Source organism: Pantoea sp. GbtcB22 (assembly GCF_019091025.1).
Classification (GTDB): domain Bacteria; phylum Pseudomonadota; class Gammaproteobacteria; order Enterobacterales; family Enterobacteriaceae; genus Pantoea; species Pantoea leporis.
This window is the reverse complement of sequence record NZ_JAGXKB010000609.1, coordinates 1-245: the sequence shown is the minus strand read 5'-3', so window position 1 is coordinate 245 and position 245 is coordinate 1. Positions and strand designations below refer to the sequence as shown.

Annotated in this window: 1 protein-coding gene; it reads left to right on the top strand. The window is 54.7% G+C overall.

The genetic code is table 11. From position 1 onward, the window contains the following. The coding region (locus KVT28_RS26140) for an AcaB family transcriptional regulator (protein ID WP_217551181.1) at positions 1 to 245 on the top strand (245 nt) is incomplete at both ends.

The following is a 245-nucleotide window of genomic DNA, read 5'->3' as shown; positions in this document are numbered from 1 at the left end:
AAGGTCGTCGACGCCAGCCTGACGATTTGCGCGAGCGCGGCAGACCTCAAATTTTCAGCATGCCGCGTGTGATTCAGTGCGCTGGTCTGATGACCCGTGATGCTGAGGGTGACAATCCTTACCCAGATATGGCGCTGCTGAAGCTTGAGAACGCACACGATCTGGCGACCTCAGAGAACCAGAAATTGGTCGATGAGGTGGATGCGACCTTAAAAGCTATGCCCGCGCGTATTTCACTAACGGAT